Annotated in this window: 19 protein-coding genes; 6 read left to right on the forward strand and 13 right to left on the reverse strand. The window is 69.0% G+C overall.

Annotated elements, in window-relative coordinates:
- Positions 1–419: 419 nt before the first annotated feature.
- The 6 genes from FV217_RS17735 to FV217_RS17760 form a co-directional block, all read right to left on the reverse strand.
- Positions 420–1,244, reverse strand: coding sequence for a succinate dehydrogenase iron-sulfur subunit (locus tag FV217_RS17735; protein WP_147818501.1), 825 nt, complete (start codon positions 1,242–1,244; stop codon positions 420–422).
- Between the two features lie 24 nt (positions 1,245–1,268).
- The gene (locus FV217_RS17740) at positions 1,269–2,105 is read right to left on the reverse strand and encodes a class I SAM-dependent methyltransferase (protein ID WP_238232076.1); all 837 of its coding nucleotides are present in this window, start codon (positions 2,103–2,105) and stop codon (positions 1,269–1,271) included.
- Positions 2,106–2,128: 23 nt separating this feature from the next.
- The gene (sdhA, locus tag FV217_RS17745) at positions 2,129–3,949 is read right to left on the reverse strand and encodes a succinate dehydrogenase flavoprotein subunit (protein WP_147818502.1); all 1,821 of its coding nucleotides are present in this window, start codon (positions 3,947–3,949) and stop codon (positions 2,129–2,131) included.
- A gap of 23 nt (positions 3,950–3,972) precedes the next feature.
- Complete coding sequence (gene sdhD, locus FV217_RS17750; RefSeq protein WP_147818503.1) at positions 3,973–4,380, reverse strand: succinate dehydrogenase, hydrophobic membrane anchor protein; 408 nt, start codon at positions 4,378–4,380, stop codon at positions 3,973–3,975.
- An 8-nt stretch (positions 4,381–4,388) separates the two neighbouring features.
- Positions 4,389–4,790 carry a succinate dehydrogenase, cytochrome b556 subunit gene (sdhC, locus tag FV217_RS17755; RefSeq protein WP_147818504.1) on the reverse strand — a complete coding sequence of 134 codons (402 nt, stop codon included), beginning with the start codon at positions 4,788–4,790 and terminating at the stop codon, positions 4,389–4,391.
- Between the two features lie 112 nt (positions 4,791–4,902).
- Complete coding sequence (locus tag FV217_RS17760; protein ID WP_147818505.1) at positions 4,903–6,225, reverse strand: SLC13 family permease; 1,323 nt, start codon at positions 6,223–6,225, stop codon at positions 4,903–4,905.
- Positions 6,226–6,392: 167 nt separating this feature from the next.
- Between FV217_RS17760 and FV217_RS17765 the strand changes: the two genes are divergently transcribed.
- Positions 6,393–7,286: a LysR substrate-binding domain-containing protein gene (locus FV217_RS17765; protein ID WP_147818518.1), complete on the forward strand. Its 894-nt coding sequence runs from the start codon at positions 6,393–6,395 to the stop codon at positions 7,284–7,286.
- A gap of 151 nt (positions 7,287–7,437) precedes the next feature.
- Here the strand turns inward: FV217_RS17765 and FV217_RS17770 are convergent, their stop codons facing one another.
- The gene (locus FV217_RS17770) at positions 7,438–8,796 is read right to left on the reverse strand and encodes an Nramp family divalent metal transporter (RefSeq protein ID WP_147818506.1); all 1,359 of its coding nucleotides are present in this window, start codon (positions 8,794–8,796) and stop codon (positions 7,438–7,440) included.
- 212 nt (positions 8,797–9,008) lie between these two features.
- Here FV217_RS17770 and mntR point away from each other — a divergent pair, with 212 nt between their 5' ends.
- Both mntR and FV217_RS17780 read left to right on the forward strand, forming a co-directional pair.
- Positions 9,009–9,467, forward strand: coding sequence for a manganese-binding transcriptional regulator MntR (gene mntR / locus FV217_RS17775; protein ID WP_147818507.1), 459 nt, complete (start codon positions 9,009–9,011; stop codon positions 9,465–9,467).
- 32 nt (positions 9,468–9,499) lie between these two features.
- Complete coding sequence (locus FV217_RS17780; protein ID WP_147818508.1) at positions 9,500–9,808, forward strand: hypothetical protein; 309 nt, start codon at positions 9,500–9,502, stop codon at positions 9,806–9,808.
- A 4-nt stretch (positions 9,809–9,812) separates the two neighbouring features.
- Here FV217_RS17780 and FV217_RS17785 read toward each other — a convergent pair whose 3' ends face one another.
- Positions 9,813–10,106, reverse strand: a complete 294-nt coding sequence (locus tag FV217_RS17785; protein ID WP_147818509.1) for a hypothetical protein — start codon at positions 10,104–10,106, stop codon at positions 9,813–9,815.
- Positions 10,107–10,430: 324 nt separating this feature from the next.
- Between FV217_RS17785 and FV217_RS17790 the strand changes: the two genes are divergently transcribed.
- Positions 10,431–10,610 carry a hypothetical protein gene (locus FV217_RS17790; RefSeq protein WP_147818510.1) on the forward strand — a complete coding sequence of 60 codons (180 nt, stop codon included), beginning with the start codon at positions 10,431–10,433 and terminating at the stop codon, positions 10,608–10,610.
- Between the two features lie 209 nt (positions 10,611–10,819).
- Here FV217_RS17790 and FV217_RS17795 read toward each other — a convergent pair whose 3' ends face one another.
- The 5 genes from FV217_RS17795 to FV217_RS17815 all read right to left on the reverse strand — a co-directional run bounded on the left by FV217_RS17795 (position 10,820) and on the right by FV217_RS17815 (position 19,552).
- On the reverse strand, positions 10,820–12,367 hold the full coding sequence (locus FV217_RS17795) for an AMP-binding protein (protein ID WP_147818511.1): 1,548 nt from the start codon (positions 12,365–12,367) through the stop codon (positions 10,820–10,822).
- Between the two features lie 10 nt (positions 12,368–12,377).
- Positions 12,378–12,641, reverse strand: a complete 264-nt coding sequence (locus tag FV217_RS17800; RefSeq protein WP_238180200.1) for an acyl carrier protein — start codon at positions 12,639–12,641, stop codon at positions 12,378–12,380.
- Between the two features lie 211 nt (positions 12,642–12,852).
- A complete protein-coding gene (locus tag FV217_RS17805; RefSeq protein WP_147818512.1) occupies positions 12,853–13,764 on the reverse strand; it encodes a transglutaminase family protein in 912 nt (303 codons plus the stop codon).
- Positions 13,761–16,283, reverse strand: coding sequence for a circularly permuted type 2 ATP-grasp protein (locus FV217_RS17810; RefSeq protein ID WP_147818513.1), 2,523 nt, complete (start codon positions 16,281–16,283; stop codon positions 13,761–13,763). Before FV217_RS17810 ends, FV217_RS17805 begins: the two co-directional genes overlap by 4 nt.
- On the reverse strand, positions 16,280–19,552 hold the full coding sequence (locus tag FV217_RS17815) for a transglutaminase family protein (RefSeq protein ID WP_147818514.1): 3,273 nt from the start codon (positions 19,550–19,552) through the stop codon (positions 16,280–16,282). The genes FV217_RS17810 and FV217_RS17815 overlap by 4 nt, the downstream gene beginning before the upstream one ends.
- 215 nt (positions 19,553–19,767) lie before the next feature.
- Here FV217_RS17815 and FV217_RS17820 point away from each other — a divergent pair, with 215 nt between their 5' ends.
- Positions 19,768–20,007 carry a hypothetical protein gene (locus FV217_RS17820; RefSeq protein WP_147818515.1) on the forward strand — a complete coding sequence of 80 codons (240 nt, stop codon included), beginning with the start codon at positions 19,768–19,770 and terminating at the stop codon, positions 20,005–20,007.
- Between the two features lie 117 nt (positions 20,008–20,124).
- A complete protein-coding gene (locus FV217_RS17825) occupies positions 20,125–21,288 on the forward strand; it encodes a putative zinc-binding peptidase (RefSeq protein ID WP_147818516.1) in 1,164 nt (387 codons plus the stop codon).
- Positions 21,289–21,456 lie beyond the last annotated feature (168 nt).

The following is a 21,456-nucleotide window of genomic DNA, read 5'->3' on the forward strand; positions in this document are numbered from 1 at the left end:
GGCGGGGCCAGCGGCGCGCTCGTCACGGCGCCGGAGGGCGCCGCCGCATAGGGCTCGGGCGAAGGCTGAAGCCGGGGCGCGCGGGCGGAGGGCCCGTCGAAGCGCCCCGAGCCGCAGGCCCCGAGTCCGAAGCTGAGCGCGAGCAGTGCGGCAGTCGACAGGAGCTGACGCGGCATCGATACACGATTCCCATACGGCCGAGATTGGACCGTTGCGTCGCCGCCAATTGCGCTTGCCGCAAGGCAGGCGGGCGGGAGCCCCCTGTGAATCACCGGGACCCGCCGCCTTTTCGGACCGGTGTGGCTCGCCTGCCGCAGCGCCACCCGAAACGACGGCCACCGGCCGTCGGCAAGCGCGACTGCGCGCCGCCGCCGATGCGGCGGACGGCCCTCAGCGCACCGGCGTCGAGGGCCACACACTCAAACCGCGCGCTCGACCATCATCTTCTTGATCTCGGCGATGGCTTTCGCCGGGTTGAGGTTCTTCGGGCAGGTGTTGGCGCAGTTCATGATCGTGTGGCAGCGGTAGAGCCGGAACGGGTCGTGCAGGCCGTCGAGGCGCTCGCCGGTATTCTCGTCGCGGCTGTCGATCAGCCAGCGATAGGCCTGGAGCAGGGCGGCCGGCCCCAGGAACTTGTCGCCGTTCCACCAGTAGCTCGGGCAGGACGTCGTGCAGCAGGCGCACAGGATGCACTCGTAGAGCCCGTCGAGCTTGGTCCGGTCCTCCGGCGTCTGCCGCCACTCCTTCTCGGGCGAGGGCGTCTCGGTCTGGAGCCAGGGCTCGATCGAGGCGTGCTGCGCGTAGAAGTTGGTGAGGTCGGGGACGAGGTCCTTGATCACCGGCATGTGCGGCAGCGGGTAGATCCGCACCGCGCCGTCCTTGTCCTTGCGGGTCAGGAGCGGCAGCGCGTTGTCGGGCTTGCGGCATTCGTCGATGCCGATGGTGCAGGCCAGCGCGTTCTGGCCCTCGATGTTCATGGCGCAGGAGCCGCAGATGCCCTCGCGGCAGGAACGGCGGAAGACCAGGGTCGCGTCGACCTTGTTCTTGATCCAGAGCAGCGCGTCGAGGACCATCGGCCCGCAATCGTCGCGGTCGACCCGGTAGGTGTCGATGCGTGGGTTCTGCCCGTCATCCGGGTTCCAGCGGTAGATCCGGAAGACCTGAAGGTTTTTCGCGCCCTGCGGGGCAGGCCAGGTCTTGCCCTCGGAGATCTGGGAGTTCTTGGGCAGGGTGAATTGGGCCATGAGCGGAACGGGCTCCAGAAACTCTCAGAAAATCCAGCGACGGCCGGTGGCGATCGTCTTCGGCGGCCCCTTGGCGCGCTTCTCGAAGACCACCATACTGTCGTGGAAGGCGATGCCGTGGGTTACGTCGGCGAAGCCCGGATCGCGGACGACCGGGTCGGGATCCAGCACGTAGCGGGCGTGCATGCGATCCAGGAAATCCTTCGCGTATTCCATGAACGCACCGGGCGTTCGCAGGCCGCCGCCGTATTCGGGCCAGTAGGACGCGTGGACGTCCTCGACGATGTAGATGCCGTCGGGCGACAGCAACGGATACAGGCACTCGAACGTCGCGATCTGATGGTCGCTCACGTGGCTCCCATCGTCGATCACGACATCGATGCCGCCCATGTCGTCGACGATCCGCCGCAACAGAGCCGTGTCGGTCTGGCTGCCGATATGGATGTGCAGGTCCGGGTCGTCGATCTGTGCGCAGCGCGGATCGACGTCGAGACCGTGCAGGTTCGCCGCCTCACCGAGGTAGCGCCGCCACATCTGCAGGGAGCCGCCCTGGAACACCCCGATTTCCAGGAAACGAACGGAGGTGTCGCGGTACCGCGACAGGTGCCGGTCGTAGATCTCCAGGTAATGACGCCATTTGTTTACGACACGGTCGTCCTGCGCGAAGAATGCCGCCTCGGCCGGATTGCGAGCGCGTTCATGCGCCGGGACCTGATCCGGCCCCATATGACAGCCCTGCGTCGCCTCGTCACGAGAGCGCGCCGCCACGCCCGGCCCAGCCGTCCGCAGAAAGTTCTGCCCGCCGACCGACCGCTCGGGGACGCTCGGCGAACGCTGCATCAACTTGGACAAGAATGACATGGCGGGAATCTATATGAGGGTGCTCAATACACGCGAGCCTTCGGCTCGATGTACTGAATCTCGTTCGACATGGTGTAGGCATGCACCGGGCGGTAGTCGATCGAGACCTTGCCGGAGGTCTCGTCGAGCCATGCCAGAGTGTGCTTCATCCATTCCTTGTCGTTGCGGTCCGCATAGTCTTCGCGGGCGTGGGCGCCGCGGGATTCGGTGCGGTTGGCCGCCGATTCCATCGTGACCACGGCCTGACCGATCAGGTTGTCGAATTCGAGCGTCTCGAGCAGGTCCGTGTTCCAGATCAGCGAGCGGTCGGTGATGCCGATGTCGGCGATGTTCTTGAAGACCTTGCCGATCAGGCCCCTTCCCTCTTCCAGCACCTCGCCGGTGCGGAACACGGCGCAGTTGTTCTGCATCGTGCGCTGCATCTCGTCGCGGAGCTTGGCCGTCGGCGTGCCGCCGTTTGCGTGACGGAAGCGGTCGAGCCGGGCCAGCGCCTTGTCGGCGGAGCCCTTCGGCAGCTCCGGCTGGCGCGCGCCTTTCTCGACGATCTCGGCGCAGCGCAGGCCGGCGGCGCGGCCGAACACGACGAGGTCGATCAAGGAGTTCGAGCCGAGCCGGTTGGCGCCATGCACCGAGACGCAGGCCGCCTCGCCGAGCGCCATCAGGCCCGGCACCACCGTGTCCGGGTCGCCGTTCTTCAGGGTGAGCACCTCACCGTGATAGTTCGTGGGGATGCCGCCCATGTTGTAATGCACCGTCGGCAGCACCGGGATCGGCTCCTTGGTGACGTCGACGCCGGCGAAGATGCGCGCGCTCTCGGAGATGCCGGGCAGGCGCTCGTGCAGGATCTTCGGGTCGAGATGGTCGAGGTGGAGGAAGATGTGGTCCTTCTCCTTGCCGACGCCCCTGCCCTCGCGGATCTCCAGCGTCATCGAGCGCGAGACCACGTCGCGCGAGGCGAGGTCCTTGGCCGACGGCGCATAGCGCTCCATGAAGCGCTCGCCCTCGGAATTCGTGAGGTAGCCGCCCTCGCCGCGCGACCCTTCCGTGATCAGGCAGCCGGCGCCGTAGATGCCGGTGGGGTGGAACTGCACGAACTCCATGTCCTGCAGCGGCAGGCCGGCGCGCAGCACCATGGCGTTGCCGTCGCCGGTACAGGTGTGGGCGGAGGTCGCGGAGAAGTAGGCACGGCCGTAGCCGCCGGTGGCGAGGATCACCATCGACGCGCGGAAGCGGTGGATCTCGCCGGTGGCCTGGTCCAGCGCGATGACGCCGCGGCAGCGGCCATCCTCGTCCATGATCAGGTCGAGGGCGAAATACTCGATGAAGAACTCGGTCTGGTTCTTCACGGCCTGCCCGTAGAGGGTGTGGAGCATGGCATGGCCGGTGCGGTCGGCGGCGGCGCAGGTGCGCTGCGCGGTGCCCTTGCCGTAATCGGTGGTCATGCCGCCGAACGGCCGCTGGTAGATCTTGCCTTCCTCCGTGCGGGAGAAGGGCACGCCCCAGTGCTCGAGTTCGTAGACGGCGGCGGGGGCGTTGCGGACGAGGTATTCGATCGCGTCCTGGTCGCCGAGCCAGTCCGACCCCTTCACGGTGTCGTACATGTGCCAGCGCCAGTCGTCGGGACCCATGTTGCCGAGCGAGGCCGAGATGCCGCCCTGCGCCGCCACCGTGTGCGAGCGCGTCGGAAACACCTTCGAGATGCAGGCGGTGCGCAGGCCGGCCTGGGAACAGCCCACCGTGGCGCGCAGGCCCGCGCCGCCGGCGCCGACGATCACCACATCGAAGCTGTGGTCGATGATGGTGTAGGCGGGAGCGGCGCTCCCGTTCGATCCGTTGGCAGCCATCGGAATCCCCGTAAAATCAAACGTCAGACGGCGAGGCCGCCGAGCCCCACGCGGACGATCGCGTAGAGGCAGGCGGCGGCCACCACGACCGCGTAGAAGGTGTTGGCGGTGAGCGCCGCGAACTTGAGCCCGGTGTCGTGGACGTAATCCTCGATCACGGTCTGCATGCCGAGCCGCATGTGGATCGCGACCGAGACCACCGCGAGCAGCAGGACGATCGCGACGATCGGGTTGGCGACCAGCGCGACGGCTTCCGGATAGGGCCGGCCCCACATCTTCGCGATGATCACCACGAAGGCGAGGAGCAGCACGGCGTTGGCCGCGCCGGTGAGACGCTGCATCCAGAAATGCTCGGCACCGTGCCCGGAGGCACCGAGACCTTTGACGCGGGCGCGGGGCGTGCGGATGGACGCTTGCTTGGTATCGGCCATGGCGTGCCTCAGTGCAGCAGGAGGGCGAGCGCCCAGACGACGACGGTGAGCGCCACCGAGCCGATCAGCGTCAGGCGGGCGAGCCCCAGGCGTTGGTTCTTGTCGTAGCCGTAGCCGGTGTCCCAGACGAAGTGGCGCAGGCCTCCGAGCATGTGGTGCAGCAGCACCCAGGTGTAGGCGAACAGGATCGCGAGCCCGATCCAGGATCCGAAGAACCACGCCACCGCATCGTAGGCGCGCGGGCCGGAGGCGAGCGCCACCAGCCAGATCGCGACCAGGGCCGTGCCGCCATAGAGGGCGGTGCCGGTGATACGGTGAAAGACCGACATCGCCATGGTCCAGGTCCAGCGGTAGATCTGGAGATGGGGCGAAAGCGGCGGGGCGACGATCGGGCGGGCGGGGGGCGCCATGTAGGGTCCTCGAGATGCGCGGATCTGGAGTGTGTCTAAAGAGAGGGCGTAGTGTGCGGCGCGGCAAGCGGCAAGACGACGCCCTCGCCTGCGGCTCTGTACCTTTGGCCGATCACGGCAATTTCCCGATCAGCCGCCACCACAGGAAGGCCAGCGGCGTCGCGATCAGGAGCGAGGCGAATCCGCTGGCGAGCGTCAGCCGGGTGGCGTCGCCGAGCCCGATCCGGCCGAGCTCCATCGACATCACGATCGGCGGAGCCTGATAGGGCAGGAAGATCGTCGAATAGCCGACCACCTGCGCCATCACCACGGTCATCAGGTCGAGCCCGGTCGCCTGCGAGAGTTCGCCCGCGAGCGCCGTATAGAGTGCCGGCGCACCGTTGGCGGTCGCCGCGAACAGGAAGCCGACGGCGATGCCCGTCAGCGTCGCGAGATTCTTGGCGAGATGGCCCGGCTCCAGCGGCGCCATCGCGAGGAGCGCGTGGCCGATGTCCCGGCCGAGCCCGGTCTCGTTGACGACCGCCGTCAGCCCGAACAGGGCCGCCACGTAGAAGCAGGTCTTCAGGGGCACCTGCCCGAAGGCCTCCGCCGGCAGCACGCCGACCCGCGGCATCATCACGATCACCGCCGCCGCGAGGCCGATCCAGGCCGGCGGGATGTGGTGCAGCCCATCCGACATCCAGAGCGCCAGCATGCCGACGAGAATTACGGCGAGCCGGCGCTCCTCCCCCGAGAGCGGCGGCAGCGGGTCGCCGGGAGTTTGTGCGCCCGAGATCCGGTCGGGAAAGATCAGCACGGTGCAGGCGGTGAGGATCGCGCCCTTGACCACCGCGAGCACCGGTGCGTGCAACCAGAGATACGGCAGATAGGCGAGGTGAAGTCCGAACAGCGTCTCGGCGGTGCCGGCCATGACGAGGTTCGGCACGTTCGCCGGCAGGATCGCCGCCGAGAGCATCGGCGTGGCGATGCCGAAGGCCAGCAGCGCTCCCGTCCGCCCCGGCCGGCCGACGCTCAGCCCGTAGGCGTCGCAGATCGCCATCAGCACTGGGATCATCAGCGCGATCCGCCCGAGATTCGACGGCATCACGAAGGCGAGCAGGAACGAAAACGCCACCAGCCCGGCGATGAAGCCCGGATAGGAATCGGGAAGCCGGTCGCTGAGCATCCGCGCCAGCCGGGCACCGAGCCCGCTGTGGTTCATCGCCAGCCCCACCACCATGCCGCTCGTCACCAGCCAGAAGGCCGACGAGCTGAACCCGGAAAACACCGTCGTGGCCGGTGCGAGCTTCAGGAGCATCGCCAGGGCGAAGAACAGCAACGCGGTGACGATCTCGGCGACGAGCCCCGTCGCCCACAGCGCCATGCACAGCACGAGAAGGCCGCCGGTCAGAACGACCGTGCCTTGCGTCGCCCATATCCCTGCCACCGCATTCATCACCGCGCGTCAGACCTCGAATTGGAACGGTTCGCAATTCGGATTTTGGGGAGGGTGCCTTCGCAAGAGGCGAAGGCTGGCAGCGGGTGCTCGCCTGAGATGTGGAATGCGATGTATGCTCGATTTCGTAATCAGCGAAGAGCGACCGGCTGGGGGCTGACGTCATGATGCGCTTCGACCTCGTCGATCTCGGGCTGTTTCGCCATGTCGTGGAGGCCGGCTCGATCACGCATGGGGCGGAGCGGGCGCATCTGGCGCTGGCGGCGGCCTCGGCCCGGATCAAGGCGATGGAGGTCTCGCTCGGGGCCGCGCTTCTGGTGCGCGGCCGCCAGGGCGTGGTGCCGACGCCGGCGGGGCGGACGCTGCTGGCGCATGCCCGCACGCTGCTCGCCGAGATCGACCGGCTTCAAGGGGACCTCTCCGTCTTTGCCGGCGGCGCCGTCGGGCAGATCCGGGTGCTGTCGAACACCAACGCGCTGACCGAATTCCTGCCGGAAGCCCTCTCGGCCTATCTCGCGCTCCACACCGGCGTGAGCGTCGACATCGAGGAGCGCACCTCGGACGAGATCGTCGGGCTGGTGGCCGAGGGCACGGCCGATCTCGGCATCGTCGCCGGCACCGTCGACACCGGCACGCTGCAGACCTTTCCGTTCCGGCACGACCGCTTCGTGGTGGTGGTGGCGGCCAACCATTCTTTGAGCGTGAGAGGGGACCTCGCCTTCGCCGAGGTGCTCGACCACGACCTCGTCGGCCTCGACCGCTCGAGCGCCCTCACCCGCTTCCTCTCGGGAAAGGCCGCGCCGATCGGCAAGCCGATGCGGCTGCGGGTCCAGCTCCGCAGCTTCGACGCCGTCTGCCGCCTCGTCGAATCGGGCATCGGCCTCGGCATCGTGCCGGAGACCACGGCCCGGCGCGCGGCGCGGGGCCTCGGCATCGCGGTGGTGGAATTGCAGGATGCGTGGGCGGCGCGCGACCTGACGCTGTGCGTGCGCGACCTCGCCGCGCTGGCGCCGTTCGCGCAGGACTTCGTGGCGCATCTGCGCGGGCCGGAATCTGCCTGAAGGCGGCTTTCACCACCCTCGCTCGTCATTCCGGGGCCGCGAAGCGGAAACCGGAACCCACGACTGGGCACGGCGTCTCGGGCAGGTTCCGGGTTCTCGCCTTCGGCAAGTCCCGGAATTGTCTGTTGGTTGGGTTGTGACGGGCGAGCCGTCACCCCCCAGCGACCGTATCCACCAACAGCTTCACGTTCAGCGCCACGATCACCGCCGCGATCCCCCAGGAGAGCAGCTTGAGCCAGCCGGGGATCACCAGCGCGCCCATCTTTTCGCGATTGGACACGAACTGCACCAGCGGGATCACAGCGAAGGGCAGCTGCATCGAGAGCACCACCTGGCTCAGCACCAGGAGCTTTGCCGTCCCCTGGTCGCCATAGAGCGCGGTCACGATCACCACCGGCACGATGGCGATGGCACGGGTAATCAGCCGGCGGGCCCAATCCGGAATGCGCAGGCGGAGAAACCCCTCCATCACGATCTGGCCGGCGAGCGTCGCGGTCACCGTCGAGTTGAGCCCCGAGGCGAGCAGCGCCACGGCGAACAACGTCGAGGCGACGCCGATTCCGAGCAACGGCGAGAGCAACTCGTAGGCCTGCTCGATCTCCTGCACCTCGGTGCGCCCGGCGGCATGGAACACCGAGGCCGCCATGATCAGGATCGAGGCGTTGACGAACAGCGCGAGCATCAGCGCGATGGTGGAATCGGCCACGGCGAAGCGCACGGCCTCGCGCTTGCCCTCGACAGTGCGCGGGTAGGCCCGCGTCTGCACGATCGAGGAGTGCAGGTAGAGGTTGTGGGGCATCACCGTGGCCCCGATGATGCCGATGGCGATGTAGAGGGCCGCCGGGTTGGTGACGATCTCGGCCGAGGGAATGAAGCCGCCGAGCACCGCCTGGATCGGCGGTGCGGCGAGCGCGATCTGGATGCCGAAGCAGACGAAGATCACCGCGAGCAGCGCGATCACGAAGGCTTCGAGCGTGCGGAAGCCGCGCCGGAGCAGCAGCAGCACGAGCAGCACGTCGAGCGCCGTGATCACCGCACCCATGACCAGCGGGATGCCGAACAGCAGCTTGAGCGCGATCGCGGTCCCGATCACCTCGGCGAGGTCGCAGGCGATGATCGCCACTTCGCAGGCGAGCCAGAGGGCGTATCCGACGGGACGCGGATAGTGGTCGCGGCAGGCCTGGGCGAGGTCACGGCCGGTGGCGATGCCGAGGCGGGCGGCGAGCGCCTGCAGCACGATCGCCATCAGGTTCGAGAGCAGGATGACGGACAGCAGCGTGTAGCCGAACTGCGAGCCGCCGGCGATGTCGGTCGCCCAGTTGCCCGGGTCCATGTAGCCGACCGAGACCATGTAGCCCGGCCCGATGAAACCCATCAGCCGGCGCAGCCAATGCCCGCCGGCCAGGACAGGCACGCTGCCGTTGAGATGGCCGAGGCTCGGCTGTTCCTGCGTCTCGCGCGTGAAGCGCCAGCCGCGGTTCGACTCGATCGGGTTCAAGGAGAGGTCCATCGCATGCGTATCGGTCGTGAGGGCAGCCGGCGTTTCGGAGACGCCGATCGAGTATAGCAACAGCTATAATTATGCGCCGAAGCTTTGCAACAGGGATGTGATGCCGCGGCGCGTACGAGGAATCCGCGCTTGGGGATTCACGCATCGGTCCCGCTTCGGCTACAACACCGGCACACCTGCCGGATGGATGCGAAAAGGACTCGGCCGACAGCATGCGGGAACCGCCGTCCTCCGCGCCCGACGGGCCGCTGATCGACCCCGAAGTCCATGTCGAGAGCTTTCGGCAGGCCCGCGAGGCGCGCCGGCTCGAACTCGTCGAGGATTACGTCGAGCTGATCGCCGACCTGATCGGCGACGGCGGCGAGGCCCGGCAGGTCGACATCGCCGCCCGGCTCGGGGTGGCCCAGCCCACCGTCGCCAAGATGCTCAAGCGCCTGGCCGAGGACGGCCTGGTGCAGCAGCGCCCCTATCGCGGGGTGTTTCTCACGGCCTCCGGCGAGGCCCTGGCCGTGCAGTCGCGCGAGCGTCACCGCATCGTCGAGCGCTTCCTGTGCGCGCTCGGCGTCAGCCCGGAGACGGCGCGGCGCGACGCCGAGGGTATCGAGCACCATGTCAGCGCCGAGACGCTGGAGGCGTTCCGCCGCTTCGCCGACGGCCGCTCGGACGCCTGAACGTCGGCAATTTCGGTCACGAGAGGTTTTGCATGGAGCCCGACAAGCAGATCGCGGCCTTGGCCGCCGTCAGCGGCCGCCACGACGAGGGCCTGAAGGCGCTCTCGGAGGGGCTGTCCGAGATGAGCGCCCGGCAGGTCGCCCACCAGATGGCGATCGGCTTCCTGGCGAGCGTGCTGCGCTCGATCGATTCGGACCATTACGACGAGCGCCTCGGCGGCTACCTCGCCATGCTGCGCGACGCCCTCACCCGCGACGATCCCGATGCGGAACTGGCCGGGACCGTCCTGGAGACGGTGCAGCGGGTGCTCCGGCCACAGAAAGAGGACGACGACGCCTGACGTCTCAGGCCGCCTCCACCAGGCAGGCGAGCCGCACGGTCGCGACCACCGCGCCGGCTTCGTCACGGACCCTGACGACGATGACGCCCTCGTCGATCAGACGATCGGGATCGGAGGCGTAGAACGCCGCGACCGTCACCGCCACGCGCTGTGCGGCGGCCGTGTCGGGCAGTTCGCGGCCGACATCGTCACGGGCATCGACGCCGTTCTGCGCGTCGAAGAAAAAGCGCGGCATATCTGTCCTCATCATCGGATCCCCCGTGACTTCGGGGAAGCGGTCAGCCGGCAGATGGTTCACGTGCACATGCACAAATCTGGCTATCATGGACGCATTCTGGCGCCTACTGGGCGGGCCCTCCGGTTTCGGAGAGTCGGTACATGACGTCGGCCGGGCGAACGACCGAACCGGAGGGTGCCCACGGCAAGGTGCAAAGGCTTCGGGCGGCCGGTGAGACGCCCATCCTCCTGATACGCAGGCGCCGAGCGCTGTGAACAACGAGGATTGCGGGGAGAGCCGGCCTGCATGGCCGGCTAAGGCTTGATCGGGCCTAAGCCCTTAACCCGTCTCCGCTTTCGCGACTGTATGCTGTTTAACATGTGATGAGGTGCCGGCGAGCGATCCATGCAGTTCGAGGTGAGCGAGGAGCGGCCCGGCCAATGGTCGTGGACGCTGCGCGGGACGCGGGGCGAAACCATCGCCCGCTCCCCCTTCGGCTATCCGAGCCAGGTCCAGGCTTCGGCCGCAGCCACCGCCTTCGCCCGCATGGTCGCCAAGGCCAGCGCGCACATGCACGGCCGCTAGAGCGCTTTCCGACCGAGTGGATGCCGGTCGGTCGTAAGAAAGCGCGTCATAACAATAGCCTAGAGCCGCCGGCCTGATGCAATCAGGTCGGATACGGCCCTAAGTCTCGTTGGTTTGCGAAGGTTCTGATTTTCGGACTCTTCGCGATCCACCCCACATGCGGCGGCGCGCAGTCGCGCTGGCGGCCCGCTCGCGCGGACCGAGGGTCTTCAAGCCTCGACCAACGCCCCCTCCGCCACCAGTTCGGCCGAGACCCGCTCGGCCACGAGCCGCTTGTAGTCGACCTTGCCGTTCGGCGTCGTCGGCAGGCTGTCGACCCGCTCGATCGCCCGAGGCACGAGATGCGGTGCCAGCGAGCGGCGCAGGTGGCCCATCACGTCTCCCGTCTCGGCACCGTTCCCGGACGAAACCGTCACCGCATGGATGCGCTGGCCGACGCCGCGATCCGGCAGGCCGATCACGGCGGCCGCGCGAAACGCGCCGGTCTCCATCAGCGCCGCCTCGACCTCGGTCGGGCTGACGCGGAACCCCTGCGTCTTGATCATCGCGTCCTCACGGCCGAGGAAGCGCAGGAAGCCGTGATCGTCCGCGACGACGAGGTCGCCGGAGCGGCAGACCAATCGACCGTCATCGACCGTTCGGCGCGGATCCGGCACCAGCACGCGCGCAGTATCGTCCGGCCGCCCCCAGTAGCCGAGCGAGACCGTCGGGCCACTGTGGTGCAAGATGCCGGGCTCCCCGGGCCGCGCGTGGCGGCCGTCCGGCGTCACCAGAAAGATCTCGGTCTCGGGGATCGCACGGCCGATGGAATCCGGATGGCGGTCGACCTCGCCGGGCGGCAGGTAGGTCGAGCGGAACGCCTCGGTGAGGCCGTACATCAACACGAGGTCGGTCTCGGGCAGGCGCTCGCGCAGCCGCCGGATCGTCGCCAGCGGCAGGCTTCCGCCGGAATTCGTGAGGTAGCGCAGACGTGTGAGGTCGGCCTTGGCGAAGCGCGGGCTGGCGCGGGTCAGGAGCGTCCACAGGGTCGGCACCCCGGCGAGCCCGGTGATCCCATGCGCCTCGATCGCCCGCACCACGTCGTCGCCGAGGCGGAAGCTCAGGAGCACCAGCCGCGCGCCCTGCTCGACGCTGGTGAGCAGCTGGTTCAGGCCGTAGTCGAACGAGAACGGCAGCACCGAAAGGATGCGCTCCTCCGGCGTGATGCCGAGATAGGTCCTGACGATGCGCGTGCCGGCCAAGAGGTTCTCGTGGCTCAGCATCACGCCCTTGGGCAGGCCGGTGGAGCCGGAGGTGTAGAGGATCGCGGCGAGCCCCTCCGGGGCAGGCTTCCTGGGCGTGCCAGGTGCGGTGAGCCCCTCCCCGTCCTCGGCCGTCAGCAGGCTGAAGCCGGCGAGAGCGTCCAGTTCGCCGCCGAGCGCCGCATGGTGGGCCGCGTCGGTGAGGAGGAGGCGGGCGCTGCAATCCTCTACGATGTGGCGGACCTGGCGCGGGCGCAGGGACGGATGAATCGGCACGAAGACCGCGCCGGCCGCGCTGGCGGCGAAGATCGCAACGCATTCGAAGAGGGATTTCGGCAGCAGGATCGCGACCCGGTCGCCCGGCCCGACGCCGAGCGCGGTCATGCGGGCCGCCAGCGCGGCCACCCGCGCGCGAAACGCGCCGTAGGTCAGCTCCTGCGCGCCATCGACGACCGCCACGCGGTCGGGCGCGCAGGCGTCGCCGTCGAGGAGATGATGCAGCAATGTCGGTGACATGAAAGGCTCGTTAAGAACCCGAACGCCTGTCGTCGACGTAGTGGGCCAGCGTGTCGACGCTCTCGAAATTGCCGAGGTCGAACGCGTCCTCGTCGATCTCGAACCCGTAGCGCTCGCCGAGATGCATCATCAGGTCGAGGATGCCGATGGAATCGAGCGCATCGCTCGTGACGAGCGAGGTCTGCCCGTCCACCGAGCCGGGGGGCAGGCCCGGATTGCGGGCCGCGATGAAGCCGAAGATCGCCTCCCGCACATCCGCGATGGACTGAACCAAGATCCGCTCTCCCTCGCCATGCCCGGCGAGACGACTCGCGGACCGTCAGGAACCGGCGCGGCTTAAGCCCTTCGCCGGCGATCGTCCACTGCGCCGGCCTCAAGCAGGCTGCGAAGAAGTGGCAACGGTCTTTCGCGCGAAGCCTGCTCTCAACTTTTGAATCGATCCCGTTTTCTGCGTTTTGATCGATTCGATCAAAACGCGGCGTGATCTAAGGCAGCTCTTCGTCTTCCGGGACGACGTCGACCTCGACCTTGAGCTTCTGCCCTCCCGGCGAGGAGACGATGCCGTCGATGGGGGCGACGTCGCCGTAGTCGCGCCCGCGGGCGAGCTCGATATGATCGTCGCGCACGCCGCAATCGTTGGTCGGGTCGAGGCCGAACCAGCCTCCTTCGCTGCCGTCGCCATGCCAGTCGCGCCCGCACCAGACCGAGACCCAGGCATGGCTCGCGTCGGCGCCCCGCAGGCGCGGCTGGCCCGCAGGCGGCCGGGTGCGCAGGTAGCCGCTGACATAGGCCGCCGGCAGCCCGAGGCCGCGCAGCCCCGCGATCATGACATGCGCGAAATCCTGGCAGACTCCGGCCTTGAGCGCGAAGGCCTTGGTCAGCGGCGTCGAGACGGTGGTGGCCTTGGCGTCGAAGCGGAAATCGGCCCGGATGCGGTTCATCAGGTCGAAGGCGGCGCCATAGGCGCTGCGTCCGGGCAAAAAGCTCTGCCGGGCATACTCCGTCACCTCCGCCGCCAGCGGCACGCGCCGGCTCGGGAACAGGAAATGCGCCGGGGAATCGGCGCCGAGGGTCGGCAGGGCGAGCGCCGCCTCGCGCACCGCTTCCCAGGACGGGCCGGATTCGGGATCGGGCAAGGCGGCACGCGCGACGCTGACGCGCGAGGTCGCCTCCACCGAAAACACCTTGTGCGGCTGGTCGATGGTGAGCGTCAGGGTCTGCGGCCCGAAGTATTCCTCGCGGGTGCCGCGGCCCTTGGGGACCGGCGTGACCGTGATGGAACTCGCGAGCACATGCTGGCCGTCGCCCTCGCGGGGCCGAAGGCGCAGGTTGCAGCGCGCGTAGCGGACGGTGCGCGCGTAGCGGTAGGTCGTCAGGTGGCGCAGACTGTAGATCACGCGAGGCCCGTCAGCTTCTCCGGCCGCAGGGCGTCGGCATTGCCGGGAAAATAGCGGCCGGCGATGGCGCTCGCGAGGTCCTCGAACTCGGTCTCGAAGCGGGCGAGCCCCGCTGCGTTGAGATCGGCGGCCTCGGCCGTCGCGAAGGTGCCGGCGAGCTTGAGCGCCGCGCGGCGGTGCGGCTCGGGCACCCCGTCGGCGCGAAGCTCCGGCAGGGTGTCGAGGTGGCGCACGATTTCCTGGACCTGGAAGGCGACGGAGCGCGGGTTGAACGGGTCGAGCAGCGCCATGTCGCGCACGGCGTCGAGGCTGACGCCGGTGAGGTAGCGCGCGCCGTAGGCGATCTGCGAATCGCAGAGCGCCAGCATCACGCCGAGGTCCTCAGCCCCGGCCTGGTCGCCGGCGAAGCGGAGCGCGAAGGCGCAGGTGTTGACGCCGCGCTCGATGCGCCGGCCCATGTCGAAGAAGCGCCAGCCGGCCGAGTGGTTCATGTTCTCGTGGGAGAGCCCGGACAGGGCCGAGAGATGGCCGAGCGCCCGCTCGGCGCGGCCGAAGAGCTGCGCCTCGCTCGGCTCCCAGGCCTCGCCGAAATCGAGCAGGTCCTGCAACTCGGTGAGCGCCCGCCAGGCCTCGACGGGCAGGCGCTCGCGCAGCGTCGAGGCGGAACGTCGGGCCGAGAGCACGTGGGCCAGCGCCGAGCCGGCCTGCTCGCGGTCGCTCAGCGCCTCCTGCGCCAGCGCGGCCGTCGGCAGGTCGGGCTCGGCGATCGATTCCCATTCGTCGAGCAGCGCGCGGATGCGCAGGCTCGTCGGCGTACCGACGTCGCTGCCGGTATCGGCGGCGAGCGTGCCGGCGAGGCGGCCGAGATGGGTCTGGACCAGGCGGATCACGCCCTCCGCCCGCTCGAGATAGCGGCCGAGCCAGAACAGGTTGTCGGCGGCGCGCGAGGGCAGATGCCCGGCGATGCGCCGGATCTTCGGCGTGATCGTCGAGAGCAGCGGCGGGGTCTCGACAGGCGAATCCGACACCACCCAGACATCGGCCGAGCGGATGCCGTTCCGCATCTCGGTGGGGTCGGCTCCTTCCCGCTCCGCGGTGCGGCAGAAGGCGGTCGGCATCACGCGCCAGCCGTCGCGGGTGGCGGTGGCGAAAACGCGCATGACGAAGGGCCGGGCGACGAGACGCCCCTCGGACCAGGCCGGCATGGTCGAGAGCGGGCTCGTCTCCTGCCCGACCCAGTCGAAGGGACGGTCGCGCAGCGCCGCGATCGCCTTTTCGCGAGCGGCGTCGAGGGCGTGCGGGCCGAGGATGGCGTCGCGCTCGGGACCGCGCACGGGGGTCGCGGCCGGGCGCAGGGTCATCCCGTCGAGGTTGGCGCGCACATGCGCGAGGCTCGCGGGATCGCCGCACCACCAGGTCGGCGGATCGGACAGGCGCAGGCTCTCGCCGAGCAGCCGTTCTGCGATGCGCGGCAGGTAGGGGCCGAGCGCCCCGGATTCGAGCACGCCCGAGCCCGGCATGTTGCCGACGACCACGCCGCCCCGGCGCAGCACGTCGAGGATGCCGGGCACGCCGAGGCGGCTGTCGGAACGCAGCTCCATCGGGTCGAGATAGTCGCCGTCGATCCGCCGCCAGAGGGCGTCGGCGCGCTTGAGGCCGGCGACGGTGCGCACATGCAGCAGGCCGTCCTGCACCACGAGGTCGTCGCCCTCGACGAGGAGGAAGCCGAGATAGCGCGCCAACGCCGCCTGCTCGACATAGGTGCTGCTGTAGGGGCCGGACGTCAGCAGGCAGATGCGCGGATCGCTGCGCTCGCAGGCCTGGGTCAGGCCCTCGCGGAGGCTCTGGAAGAAGCCGGGCAGGCGCTCGACGTGCAGGTCCGAGATCAGGTCCGGATAGGCGCGGGCGAGCACCATCCGGTTCTCCAGCGCGAAGCCGAGGCCGGAGGGGGCCTGCGTCCGGTCGGCCAGCACCCGCCAGCGCCCGTCCGGTCCCCGGCCGACGTCGGCGGCATAGATCTGGAGGTGACGTCCGCCCGGCGGCACGATGCCGTGGGCGGGATGCAGGAATTCGGGACTGCCGGCGACGGCGGCGGCCGGCAGCAGACCCTCGGCGATGAGGCGGCCCGGCCCGTAGATGTCGGAGACGATCCGCTCCATCAGGCCGGCGCGCTGGACGATGCCCGCCGACAGCTCCGCCCAGTCGCGCGAATCGATCACCAGCGGCAGGGGCCCGAGCGGCCAGGCATGCTCGCGCTGGTCGCCGTAGACCCGGTAGGAGATGCCGGCATCGCGGATGTGCCGCTCCCCCGACAGGAAGCGCGCCCGGACCTCCTGCTCGCCGAGCTGGCCGAAGCGTTCGAGGAAGCGCGGCCACGCGCCGCGCAGATAGCCGTCGGCGTCGAGCAACTCGTCCACGAGCCCCGGCCGCTGGTCGTAGCCGTCGATCCAGCTCTGGACCGGGTCGAACGCCGACCCCGCCGCCTGCATGTCCAGAGCGAGCGCCCCCCCCGAGGTCATCGCGGTGCCGGCGTTCGTAGGTCGAGGGTGAGGGGGAACTCGATCGAGCGCTCCTCGGGCGGCATCTCGATCTGACCGGGGGTGTGCGCCTGCGGTTCGAAGCGCGCGAGCCGGCGGCCCTCCGCCTCGTAGGCGTTGACCGGGAAGCTGTCGTAGTTGCGGCCGCCCGGATGGCTGACGTGATAGCGGCAGCCACCGAGCGAGCGCCCGCTCCAGGTGTCGAGCACGTCGAAGGTCAGCGGGCCGTGGGCCGGGATCGTCGGGTGGAGCGACGAGGCCGGCTGCCACGCCTTGAAGCGCAGGCCCGCCACCGCCTCGCCGGAGCGACCGGTCGCGGTCATCGGCAGGCGACGACCGTTGCAGGCGATCAGGTGCCGGGCGGGGTTGAAACCCTCGACCTTCACCTGCAGCCGCTCGACGGAGGCATCCACGTAGCGCACGGTGCCGCCGCCCGATCCTTCCTCGCCCAGGACGTGCCAGGGCTCCAGCGCCTGGCGCAATTCGAGGCTCACGCCGCCCTGCTCGACCCGCCCGAAGACGGGGAAGCGGAACTCGGCCTGCGCCTCGAAGGCCTTCGGATCGAAAGCGTAGCCGGCACGCTTCAGGTCTTCCAGCACGTCGAGGAAGTCCGCCCAGAGGAAATGCGGCAGCATGAAGCGATCGTGCAGCGCCGTGCCCCAGCGGACACAGGAGCCGCCCTGCGGCTCGCGCCAGGCCCAGGCGACGATCGCCCGGATCAGCAACTGCTGCGCGAGGCTCATACGCGCATCCGGCGGCATCTCGAAGGAGCGGAACTCCAGGAGGCCGAGGCGCCCGGTCGGGCTGTCCGGGTTGTAGAGCTTGTCGATGCAGATCTCGGCCCGGTGGGTGTTGCCTGTGACGTCCGCCAGGATGTTGCGGAAGAGCCGGTCGACCAGCCAGTGCGGGATGTTCGGCTCGTCGGGCGTCGGAACCTGCCCGAGGGCGATCTCGAGTTCGTAGAGCCCGTCGTGGCGGGCTTCGTCCATCCGCGGCGCCTGACTCGACGGCCCGACATAGAGGCCGGCGAACAGGTAGGAGAGCGCCGGGTGGCGCTGCCAGTACAGCGTCAGGCTCTTCAACAGATCGGGCCGGCGCAGGAACGGCGAATCCGCCGGAGTGACGCCGCCGAGGACGAGGTGGTTGCCGCCGCCGGTGCCGGTGTGGCGCCCGTCGGTCATGAATTTTTCCGCCCCGAGGCGGGTCTGCCGGGCATCCTCGTAGAGGCCCATGGTGATGTCGACCGCCTCGCGCCAGGAGGCGGCGGGGTGGACGTTGATCTCGATCACGCCGGGATCGGGCGTGACCTTGATCAGCCCGATGCGCGGATCGTAGGGCGGCTCGTAGCCCTCGATATGGAGCGGCTGGCCGATCTCGGCGGCGGCGGCTTCGAGATGACCGACGAGCTCGAGATACTCGTCGACGCGCTCCAGCGGCGGCATGAACACGCAGAGCCGCCCGTCGCGCGCCTCGACGGTGATGGCGGTGCGCACGGCCACGCCCTCGATTCCGGCACCGTTGGCGCGGTTCGGGCCGCCCCGGCCATCGGAGATGTCCGTCACGGCCAGGTCGCCGCGATCCTCAAGCGGATCCTGCGGGTGATAGTAGGGATAGGATTCGGGCGGCACGTAGGGGAGCGAGGCGAGCGGCAGCCGGAAGCCGGCCGCAGAATCGCCCGGCGTCAGAAACAGCGCGCCGCGCCGAAACACCCAGGATTCCGAGACCCAAACCCGGTCATCGCCCGCCGCGAGGCTGCCGGCCGGCAGCACGAAGCCGGTCGGGTTGGTCAGGCCGCGGGCCGAGACCCGGGCCATGCGGGCGTCGTTCTCGGGGCTGCCGCTCTTGGCGTCGGCAGGGGTGACGTTGTCCGGCAGCACGCTCTCGCGCGCCTTCCAGTAGGCGTCGTCCTCATAGGCCGGGATCACGAAGCCGGAGAGGCCGAGGCGCGCCGCGAGCGAATCGACCAGCGCGCGTGCCGTGTCCGTCGTCGCGTCGCGCGGGCCGTCCTCGAGGGCGATCAGCGACGGGTTCTTCCAGATCGGCACGCCGTCCTTGCGCCAGAACAGGGCGAAGGCCCAGCGCGGCAGGCTCTCGCCCGGGTACCACTTGCCCTGCCCGTAATGCAGCAGGCCGTGCTTGCCGAAGCGGTCGCGCAGGCGGCGCACGAGCTGGTCCGCGAGGCCGCGCTTGGTCGGGCCGACGGCGGAGGCGTTCCACTCGGGGGATTCGTAATCGTCGATCGAGACGAAGGTCGGCTCGCCGCCCATGGTCAGGCGCACGTCTTGGGCGGCGAGGTCCGCGTCGACCCGCTCGCCGAGGGCATCCATCGCCTCCCAGACCGTACCGGAGAACGGCTTGGTGATGCGCGGCGATTCCGCGACGCGGGTGATCCGCATCTCGTAGCCGAACTCGGTGCCGGCGGGCTCGGTGGTGCCCGAGATCGGCGCGGCCGAGCGGTAATGCGGGCTCGCCGCCAGCGGGATATGGCCCTCGCCGGTGAGCAGGCCCGAGGTGGCGTCGAAGCCGATCCAGCCGGCGCCGGGCAGGTAGACCTCGGCCCAGGCATGCAGGTCGGTGAAGTCGGTCTTCGTGCCCTCCGGCCCCTCGACCGCAGTGGTGTCGGGCACGAGCTGGATCAGGTAGCCCGAGACGAAACGGGCGGCGAAGCCGATCCGGCGCAGCACCTGCACCAGCAGCCAGGCCGAGTCGCGGCAGGAGCCGAGCTTGGCCCGCAACGTCTCCGCGGGGCTCAGTACGCCTTCCTCGTAGCGGGTGGAGTAGGCGATCTCGGAGCGGACCAGCTCGTTCAGCGCCACCAGGAACGAGACCGTGCCGGTCACCTTCGGCAGCCGCTCCAGGAAGGCGTCGATCTCCGGCCCGTGCCCGTCATCGACGGCGAGGTAGGGGGCGAGCTCCGTCTGCAGGCCGTCCGCATAGGCGAAGGGATAGGAGCCGGCATAGGGCTCGACGAAGAAGTCGAACGGGTTGATCACCGCGAGGTCCGCGGTGAGGTCGACCTCGATCCGCAGTTCCGTGCTCTTCTCCGGAAACACCACGCGGGCGAGCCAGTTGCCGCTCGGATCCTGCTGCCAGTTGATGAAGTGGTGCTCGGGCGAGACCTTCAGCGCGTAGGACGGAATCCGCGTGCGCGCATGCGGGGCCGGCCGCAGCCGGATCACATGGGGAGCGATCGTGATCGGCCGGTCGTAGCGGTAATGGGTGACGTGGTGCAGCGCGGCTTGAATCGACACGAAGGCTCCCGCTTCGGTGGCTCGGACCCCGTGATAGCGGAGCCCGTCGGGCTCGGGCCTTATACACGTGGCCGCGGATAGAGCCCGGAAAAAGCAAGATCCGTGCTCCCGGTTGCGGTATTCCGGCGGTGACCGCTCCTGTCCCCTGCCCTTCGCAACCGCAAGGCCCGCCGACGATGCCGCAACACCGACTTCATCTCGCGACGGCGCCGGGCATGCCTCTGCCGACCCTGAAGCGGCGGCTCGGCGTGACGAATGTCGGGCTCTACTGCAACGCCTGCGGCGAGTTCTACGCCTTCGGCGTCGAGGTGCCGGACGACCAGGAGATCGAGTTCACCGCCGACGGGCCGGTGCTCACCAGATGCCCGTTCTGCGAGACCGAGGAAGACCGCCGCGTCGGCGAGATCGAGCGCCTCGTGCTCACCGAGGGCAAGAAGAAACGGCACGTCGCCTGATCCGGCGGCGCGACGCCGGGAGACGGAACTTCCCGATCCCGGTTCCGCTTGGTCAGGACGTGTCGCTTCGGCTGCGAAGACAGCCCCAAGCGCCTCGGGCACGATCGAGACAGGCCCATGAAGATCTTCCAGTGCCAAGCCTGCGACCAGCCGATCTCGTTCGAGAGCACCTCGTGCGAGAGCTGCCAGCGGCGGCTCGGCTTCGTCACCGAAGTCCACGAGATGTCGGCGCTCGAACCCTCCGGCGACGACCTCTTCCACGCCTATGCGAATCCGGGCGCGAAACTCCGGTTCTGCGCCAACGCGGCGCATGACGCCTGCAACTGGATGGTGCCGGCCGATTCCGCCGAGCCGTACTGCATCGCCTGCCGTCACAACCGGCTGGTGCCCGACATCACCATCGAGAAGAACCTGACCCGCTGGCGCCAGATCGAGGCGGCCAAGCACCGGCTGTTCTATACGCTGATGCGGCTCGGCCTGCCGCTCGCCAACCGCGAAGAATATTCCGACGGCCTCGGCTTCGATTTCCTGGCCGATCCGGCCGAGAACCAGGCGCCCGGCCCACCCGTGCTCACCGGACACGACAACGGCCTGATCACCCTCAACATCGCGGAAGCGGATGACGCCGAGCGCGAGCGGCGGCGCGTGCTGTTCGGTGAGTTCTACCGGACGCTGCTCGGGCATTTCCGCCACGAGATCGGGCATTATTTCTGGGACGTGCTCGTCCGCTACGACACGAGCCTGCCGACCTGCCGCGTGATTTTCGGGGACGAGAGCGCCGATTACGGCAAGGCCCTGCAGAACCACTACCGCAACGGCCCGCCGCCGCATTGGGAGGAGACCCACGTCTCCTCCTACGCCACCGCCCACCCGTGGGAGGATTTCGCCGAGACCTTCGCCCACTACCTGCACATCGTCGACACGCTGGAGACAGCCTCTGCCTTCGAGATCCAGGTGCGGCCGAAGCTGCGCACAGCTCCGGAGGATATCGAGGACGGGCTGGTGGTGATCGACTTCGATCCCTACAGCGCCGGCGATTTCGGGCGTCTGATCGCCGCTTGGATGCCGCTGACCTACGCGGTGAACTCGCTCAACCGCTCCATGGGCCAGCCGGCGCTCTACCCGTTCAAGCTCACGCCTGCAGTGATCGCCAAACTCGCCTTCGTGCACGAGCGGATCTACTCGGCGCGCAACACCCTCGCCACGGCGGAGGTCGGCGCCGACATGCTCAAGGCGGTGATCACCGGCCTGCGCCAACGCGTGGCCGCACCGACGACCTGAAACGGCGACGGCCGCGATCCGATGAGTTCGGATCGCGGCCGTTGGTGAATGCTATGGAGAGGGCGTCAGGCGCTCACTCCTCCGAATCAGCCTGCGGGGCCGGGGCGGCGGTCCGCGACGGAGCGGCCTTCGCGGCGGGCGCCTTGGGGGCGCCGGCCTGCTTCGTGG

This window comes from Methylobacterium sp. WL9 (assembly GCF_008040035.1).
GTDB lineage: Bacteria > Pseudomonadota > Alphaproteobacteria > Rhizobiales > Beijerinckiaceae > Methylobacterium > Methylobacterium thuringiense.